Consider the following 6,555-nt stretch of genomic DNA (forward strand, 5'->3'; position numbering starts at 1 on the left):
CCAGGTTATTAAAAATTATTGGGTGAGTAACGCTGTCTGATCATCGGTATCAGGTAATGTTTGTGGATCAAACCATAATCCCGGGCGATCAATAACCCGTTGGTGTTTACCCCTTCATTCAGGTGCGCCAGGGTGAAATCTTCATGGACCGCTTCTACTTTATAGTCGGGGTTATCGCTATGGGCAATGGCGAGCTTGCGCATTTCCTTTACATTTATTAAATGTGTATTCTTGTATACCAGTGTTATATTTTCAATGACTATAAGGCGGCGATTAAAAATAATCTACGGGGGTTGGCGTGCGTCGGGCATTTCTTTACAAAATATTCCTCTTATTGACGGTTTCATTCACAGTGGCAATGCCTGCCCATGCTGAAGACGGCTATGAGGCCTGGCTGCGTTACCAACCGGTAGTAGAGCAGAAGCTCCGCAAGGCATATCAGCAACAATTGAGAGCGATCATCACTGAGGGCAATTCGCCAACACTGCAAGCTGCAACTGGCGAATTGCAGCGTGGATTAAGTGGTTTACTTGCCAAGCCAGTTGCTATCAGTGAAAAATTATCCAGTAATGCGTTAGTGGTCGGCACGCCGGCAAGCTCGCCTTTAATAGCGTCACTGGATTTATCCGCGCGTTTATCGATGTTGGGTAACGAAGGTTATTTGATCGAGAAAGCACGCATCAATAAACGCAATGTCACTGTTATTGCGGCTAATTCCGATACTGGCGTGCTCTACGGCAGTTTTCATTTATTGCGCTTACTGCAAACACAGCAAGCGCTGGATAATATTTCCATCAGCAGTGCACCCAAACTACAACATCGCGTTATCAACCATTGGGATAACCTAAACCGCGTTATTGAGCGTGGTTATGCCGGTTTATCGCTATGGGATTGGGGCACGCTACCGGAGCATAAATCACAACGCTATGTAGATTATGCGCGCATCAACGCGTCGCTCGGTATTAACGGCACGGTGATCAATAATGTGAATGCTGATCCGCGCGTATTGAGTGATCAATTCCTGCAAAAAATTGCAGCATTGGCGGATGTATTTCGCCCCTACGGGATAAAGGTTTATCTATCGATTAATTATAATTCGCCCCGTGCATTTGGCGATTTGGACACAGCAGATCCACTGGACCCACGCGTCGCAAAATGGTGGCAAGAGCGCACTAAAAAAGTTTACGACTATATTCCTGATTTTGGTGGTTACCTGGTAAAAGCCAACTCTGAGGGGCAGCCCGGCCCGCAAGATTACAAACGCAATCACGCTGATGGTGCCAATATGCTCGCTGCTGCATTAAAACCTTACGGCGGTATAGTTTTTTGGCGCGCATTTGTATATCACCCGGATATTGATGATCGCTTTCGCGGTTCTTACGATGAATTTAAACCGCTCGATGGGAAATTTGCAGATAACGTGATCCTGCAAGTTAAAAATGGTCCTATCGATTTCCAACCGCGCGAACCTTATTCCGCATTATTTTCCGCGATGGAAAAAACCAACATGATGATGGAATTCCAGGTTACGCAAGAATATTTCGGTTTTGCTACTCACCTTGCTTACCAGGGGTCGCTATTTGAAGAATCATTGCGCACAGAAACTTATGTAAAAGGTGAAGGTTCCACAATTGGTAATATTTTGGAAGGAAAAACTTTTAACACCAAACACACTGGCATGGCGGCAGTCATTAATCCGGGAACAGATCGAAACTGGACCGGTCATCCTTTTGTGCAATCAAGCTGGTACGCGTTCGGGCGTATGGCGTGGGATCACAGTATCTCTGCAGATGTTGCTGCCGATGAGTGGCTGCGAATGACATTCACCAACGACAAAAAATTTATCGAGCCGGTAAAACAATTTATGCTCGCTTCGCGTGAGGCCGGCGTAAATTATCGTTCACCGTTGGGATTAACACACTTGTATTCACAGGGCGATCACTATGGCCCTGCACCCTGGACTGCAAATTTGGAACGCCCGGATTGGACTGCAATTTATTACCATCGCGCCGCCAAAGATGGTATTGGATTTAATCGCACTAAAACCGGTTCCAATGCGGTTGCACAATATCCGGAAACCCTGGCTAAACAATACGGTGATTTAAAAACCGTGCCAGAAGATTTGTTGCTGTGGTTTCATCATGTCAGTTGGGACCACCAGATGCAATCCGGTCGCACTCTGTGGAATGAATTGGTACACAAATACTACGATGGTGTTGAGCAAGTGCGCAGTATGCAACGCGAATGGGAAAAGCTGGAATCATTTATCGATGCAGAGCGTTTCGCGCAGGTAAAAGCGCTATTGAAAATACAGGAGCGCGATGCGGTAATCTGGCGTGATTCCTGTGTGCTGTATTTCCAAACGTTTTCCGGAAAACCAATTCCTGCAGAATATGAACAACCAAAACACGACCTTGAATATTACAAAACCCTGGCGCGCACGCGCTATGTTCCGGAACCATGGCATCCGGCCAGTTCCAGTCGCGTGTTGAAATAAGTAAGCTATTTTTTTAAATCATTCGCATAGCATCCTGTAACTTTTCAAAAAAGGTGGCATCTGCCACCTTTTTTGTTAATTATCACTTCGATATATCCTATATAACAATGTACTGCATAGCGATAAAGTAGTTATTTGCCAATTGGCGGTAAAAAGGCGGCTTTTTTTCGTTACCGACAGTTCACATTTTTTAATATTATGGGCTTTCGGCAACGAGAGGTTTGTATGTTAATTAAAGAGCTCAGGCAAAAAAGGCTGCTATCCCAAGAGCAACTTGCGGAATTGTGTGGTTTAAGTCTCTTGCCTAAAAGTTTTTTGGCTTTGTTGGGCGAAAACGATAATACATAGCAAGTTGCAGGTAAAAATCAGAAAATCGCATTTCCATAATCCTTTATGCCCTGTATTACAGGGCCTTTATTGGATTTTACCCTGATTAACATATTGATCGGGTTGCAAAATCAGTTATAAAAATAGAGGTTGAATGTTTCAGTTTATACAATGACATAAGCATCTGCCTTGATGGAATTAATAAAAAATAAATGACTTTTGATTAGCACAACGTTAAAGGCAGAAAAAAATTCTATGGCTAAAAAATTTAGATCCTGACTATGTGAGATATGTCATTTCTTCTTTTATAAAAAATTATACAGATCGTACATATAGCATTGTTGCGTATACTTCCGGGGAAGCACCGTGTGTTGCGGTCCACTATATTGCATTTGGAACTTTAGAGCGTTTTTGTTTTCATTTATCTATAAGTTAATTTTTTCGCAAAAATCAATCCATATTACCGGGAGTTTCACATGACTTACATTGATTGTTTCCTGGTTCCTGTTCCCCGCGCCAATAAGGCGAGTTATGAAAAGCTTGCGCAAATTTCTTCCAGTGTGGTGCGGGAATTTGGAGCGTTGAGAGTGGTGGAATGTTGGCTTGATGAAGGAACAGATGCAGCGAGTTATCATGCGGACAGTGCACGTCAAGAAGCAGCTAATTACAGAGCCATGGCAGCAACCGCTGGTGCTAAAACTGATGAAACAATTGTTATGTCATGGATTGAATGGCCTGACAAACGCAGCCGCGATGAAGGAATGGCAAAGGCAATGGCGGATTCACGGATGCAGTTTACTGATCTGGAGCCTGTGTTTGACGGCACTCGGCTAATTGCGGCAGGGTTCCGCCCTATGCTGGATCATTCCGGTTAATTTCGTTTTTATTCAAGGCATAGATTTTGATATTACTTGATTGATGCGCCAAAAATTTCCGCAACACTCCGCTTTTAAAAGAATTACTGTCGAAAAAATAGTTTCCGTTCTATAGTCGGCAACAATGCTGGTCCCAACTTTCATTCAATAAGGCTACTTTTGTTGAAGGATATTATCTGTGTATTCAGCACCGGCGAAAACATCACTGAGTAAATAGCATGATTAACGAGCATGAAAACGTTTCTGATTCGGCACGTTTAAATTGGGAGTCCTTGTTCTCATTGGTCGAACTCGCACCCTTCGGTCTTTATATAATCGACTCCGATTTTCGAATTGCCTTGATGAATGGAGAATCCAAGAAACACGCTTTTCGCAATGTAAATCCGGTAATCGGGAGGGATTTTGCTGAAGCGATACGCATTCTTTGGCCTGAAGCAGTAGCGGCATTTGTCATTAGTAAATTTCGCACCACATTGGATTCAGGCGAACCATTTTTTTCTGTTGATTATATTGAGCCTCGCGCCGATATTGATGCTGTAGAGGCCTATGAGTGGGAACTTCATCGTATTACCTTGCCGGATGGACGATATGGTGTTGTTTGTTATTTTTATGATTCAACCAAGGTGCGCGAATCCGAGCAGGCATTGCTCCGCAATGAAACCTGGTTAAAAGGTCAAAAAGAAGCTTTTTTAGCGTCGATCAACGGTGCACCGTTGGAAACTTCCCTGGATATGCTGATTAGGTGCGCTACCAATTTTATGGGCGACGGTGGGCGGGCATCATTTTTTTTGCTTAAACCTGATGGCAAAACAATTAACCACATCACCGGAATGGGCGACGAATACACGAAAGTAATCGGTGATTTTCCTGTTGGCCCCGATTCTATCGGCTGTGGATTGGCAGCGCATATTGGAACGCCATTAATTTATTCGGATGTCGATACTGACCCTGATTGGGAAAGCTATTTATGGCTTGCGCGCCGATTTGATTTTCGTGCGACCTGGTCGTTCCCTGTGCGCGTTGCCGGCGGGAAAATTGTGGGTACATTTTGCATGTATTACCAACAGCCGCGCGACGTAACACCACGCGATCTGGAAGTTGCCAGTACACTGACTAACGCTGCTGCAGTAATCATGGTTCATCATCTTGCAATGCAGGAGCGAATTCGCACAGAGCAAGTGTTGCGCGAGGCGGATCATCGCAAAAATGAATTCCTGGCATTGCTTGCACACGAATTAAGAAATCCGCTGGCGGCTATTCGCAACGCGGGGCAAATTTTATTGCGTGCAAATGGCGATGCACAAACATCGCGTTTGGCGGCAGAAATTTTAAATCGGCAAGTTGACCATATGGTGCGGCAAGTGGATGACTTGCTGGACGTGAACCGGATTACACAAGGAAAAATTGAGCTCAGAAAAGAGAATACCGCATTAACAAAAATCATAAGCCATGCCGTTGAAACCAGTCGCTCGCAATTTGATGAGCTGGAACAAGAGTTCATTGTAACCCTACACACGGACCCGATTTATATTTATGGTGATCCGATTCGTTTGACACAGGTTATTGGTAATCTTTTAAACAACGCCAGCAAATTTTCAGGTAAAGGCGGGAAAATTTGGCTTATGGTTGAGCATGACAATGATCTTGTATCCGTGCGCATCCGCGATAATGGCATTGGCATTGATAAAGCTGATTTGCAACAAATTTTTGAAATGTTTGTCCAGTTGGATAAATCATTGGAGCGCACTCGCAATGGACTTGGGTTGGGATTAGCGTTAGTGAAAAGTTTGGTTGATATGCACGATGGTTCTGTAGAAGCACACAGTGAGGGATTAGGATTCGGCAGTGAATTTATTGTGAGATTGCCGGTGTTATCCGGGCAATTTTCAGTGAGTTCACAGGTTCAAAACAGCCCTGCGCAAAAAAATGCCGGTCCCCTGCGGATATTGATCGCGGATGATAACCGGGATTCTGCAATCAGCCTTGCTGCATTACTGGAATTGATAGGTCACTCGGTTGCGGTCGCTCATGATGGCCTTGATGCCATAGAGAAGGCTGCGAGTTTTTATCCTGACTTAATTTTATTGGATATCGGGATGCCGGAGGTCAATGGTTATGAGGCGGCGCGTAGAATTCGTAAAACGCGAAAAGACAATTTCAAATTGGTAGCCTTGACGGGCATGAGCCAGGAAAAAGACCGACGCCTTTCATTGGAAGCAGGATTTGACGCACATTTAATTAAACCGGTAGATCTTTCAGCATTGGCAGAATTTTTAGCCCGGGATTGAAGCCGGTAGCTTAGAGTTGCTTCGCGATACCATATAAAAATAAATCAGAATGGCTAAATTTTTATTTTCAAATAGTTTTTTCAGGAGACAGTGTGGACCTCAATAGTTGAATGAACAATTTCTTCATGTACAGAAAGACGTTGGCGAATAATATCCGCAGTTAGAGATGCATCTTTTGTCGCTATAGCAATCGCACAGGAATAAACATTTTTACCTACGCGCCATACGTGGAGGTCGGTAATGCGAGTATTGTTATTTTCCGCTTCTATCACTTCGCGAATTTCGTCGACAACCGGATGATCCATTTCGCGATCCAGTAATATTTTTCCGGTTTCGCGAATTAATCCCTTTGCCCAGATTGCCACTAACACGGCACCAACAATGCCCATTACCGGGTCCAACCAGGACCAGCCGTAAATCCATCCACCCAATAACGCAATTATTGCAAGCACAGAGGTGGCAGCGTCGGCAATAACATGTATGTATGCTGATTTCAGATTGAGATCATGATGCTTGTGATCGTGATCGTGATCGTGATCGTGATCGTGATCGTGATCGTGATCGTGAT

At 44.2% G+C, this 6,555-nt stretch carries 5 protein-coding genes; 3 read left to right on the forward strand and 2 right to left on the reverse strand.

All coding sequences use genetic code 11. From position 1 onward, the window contains the following. Window positions 1-8 precede the first annotated feature (8 nt). A complete protein-coding gene (locus A596_RS20250) occupies window positions 9-203 on the reverse strand; it encodes a hypothetical protein (RefSeq protein ID WP_039918292.1) in 195 nt (64 codons plus the stop codon). A gap of 95 nt (window positions 204-298) precedes the next feature. On the opposite strand from A596_RS20250, the gene A596_RS20255 reads away from it, so the two are divergent. The 3 genes from A596_RS20255 to A596_RS22375 all read left to right on the forward strand — a co-directional run bounded on the left by A596_RS20255 (window position 299) and on the right by A596_RS22375 (window position 5,987). Further along, the gene (locus A596_RS20255) at window positions 299-2,497 is read left to right on the forward strand and encodes an alpha-glucuronidase family glycosyl hydrolase (protein ID WP_039918295.1); all 2,199 of its coding nucleotides are present in this window, start codon (window positions 299-301) and stop codon (window positions 2,495-2,497) included. A gap of 803 nt (window positions 2,498-3,300) precedes the next feature. Continuing rightward, a complete protein-coding gene (locus tag A596_RS20260; protein ID WP_039918297.1) occupies window positions 3,301-3,699 on the forward strand; it encodes a DUF1428 domain-containing protein in 399 nt (132 codons plus the stop codon). Between the two features lie 218 nt (window positions 3,700-3,917). Then, window positions 3,918-5,987 (forward strand): ATP-binding protein, encoded by a 2,070-nt coding sequence (locus A596_RS22375; protein ID WP_052417742.1) that lies wholly within the window; start codon window positions 3,918-3,920, stop codon window positions 5,985-5,987. 80 nt (window positions 5,988-6,067) lie between these two features. Here A596_RS22375 and A596_RS23640 read toward each other — a convergent pair. Beyond that, on the reverse strand, window positions 6,068-6,555 hold a 488-nt coding region (locus tag A596_RS23640), incomplete at its 5' end, for a cation diffusion facilitator family transporter (protein ID WP_235425796.1).

It is taken from the genome of Cellvibrio mixtus subsp. mixtus J3-8, assembly GCF_000766945.1.
GTDB lineage: Bacteria > Pseudomonadota > Gammaproteobacteria > Pseudomonadales > Cellvibrionaceae > Cellvibrio > Cellvibrio mixtus_A.

Excerpts from the sequence above, each read along its gene's own strand:
- A596_RS20250 (WP_039918292.1), bottom strand. The coding sequence starts at position 203 with ATGCGCAAGCTCGCCATTGCCCATAGCGATAACCCCGACTATAAAGTA.
- A596_RS20260 (WP_039918297.1), top strand. The coding sequence starts at position 3,301 with ATGACTTACATTGATTGTTTCCTGGTTCCTGTTCCCCGCGCCAATAAG.
- A596_RS22375 (WP_052417742.1), top strand. The coding sequence starts at position 3,918 with ATGATTAACGAGCATGAAAACGTTTCTGATTCGGCACGTTTAAATTGG.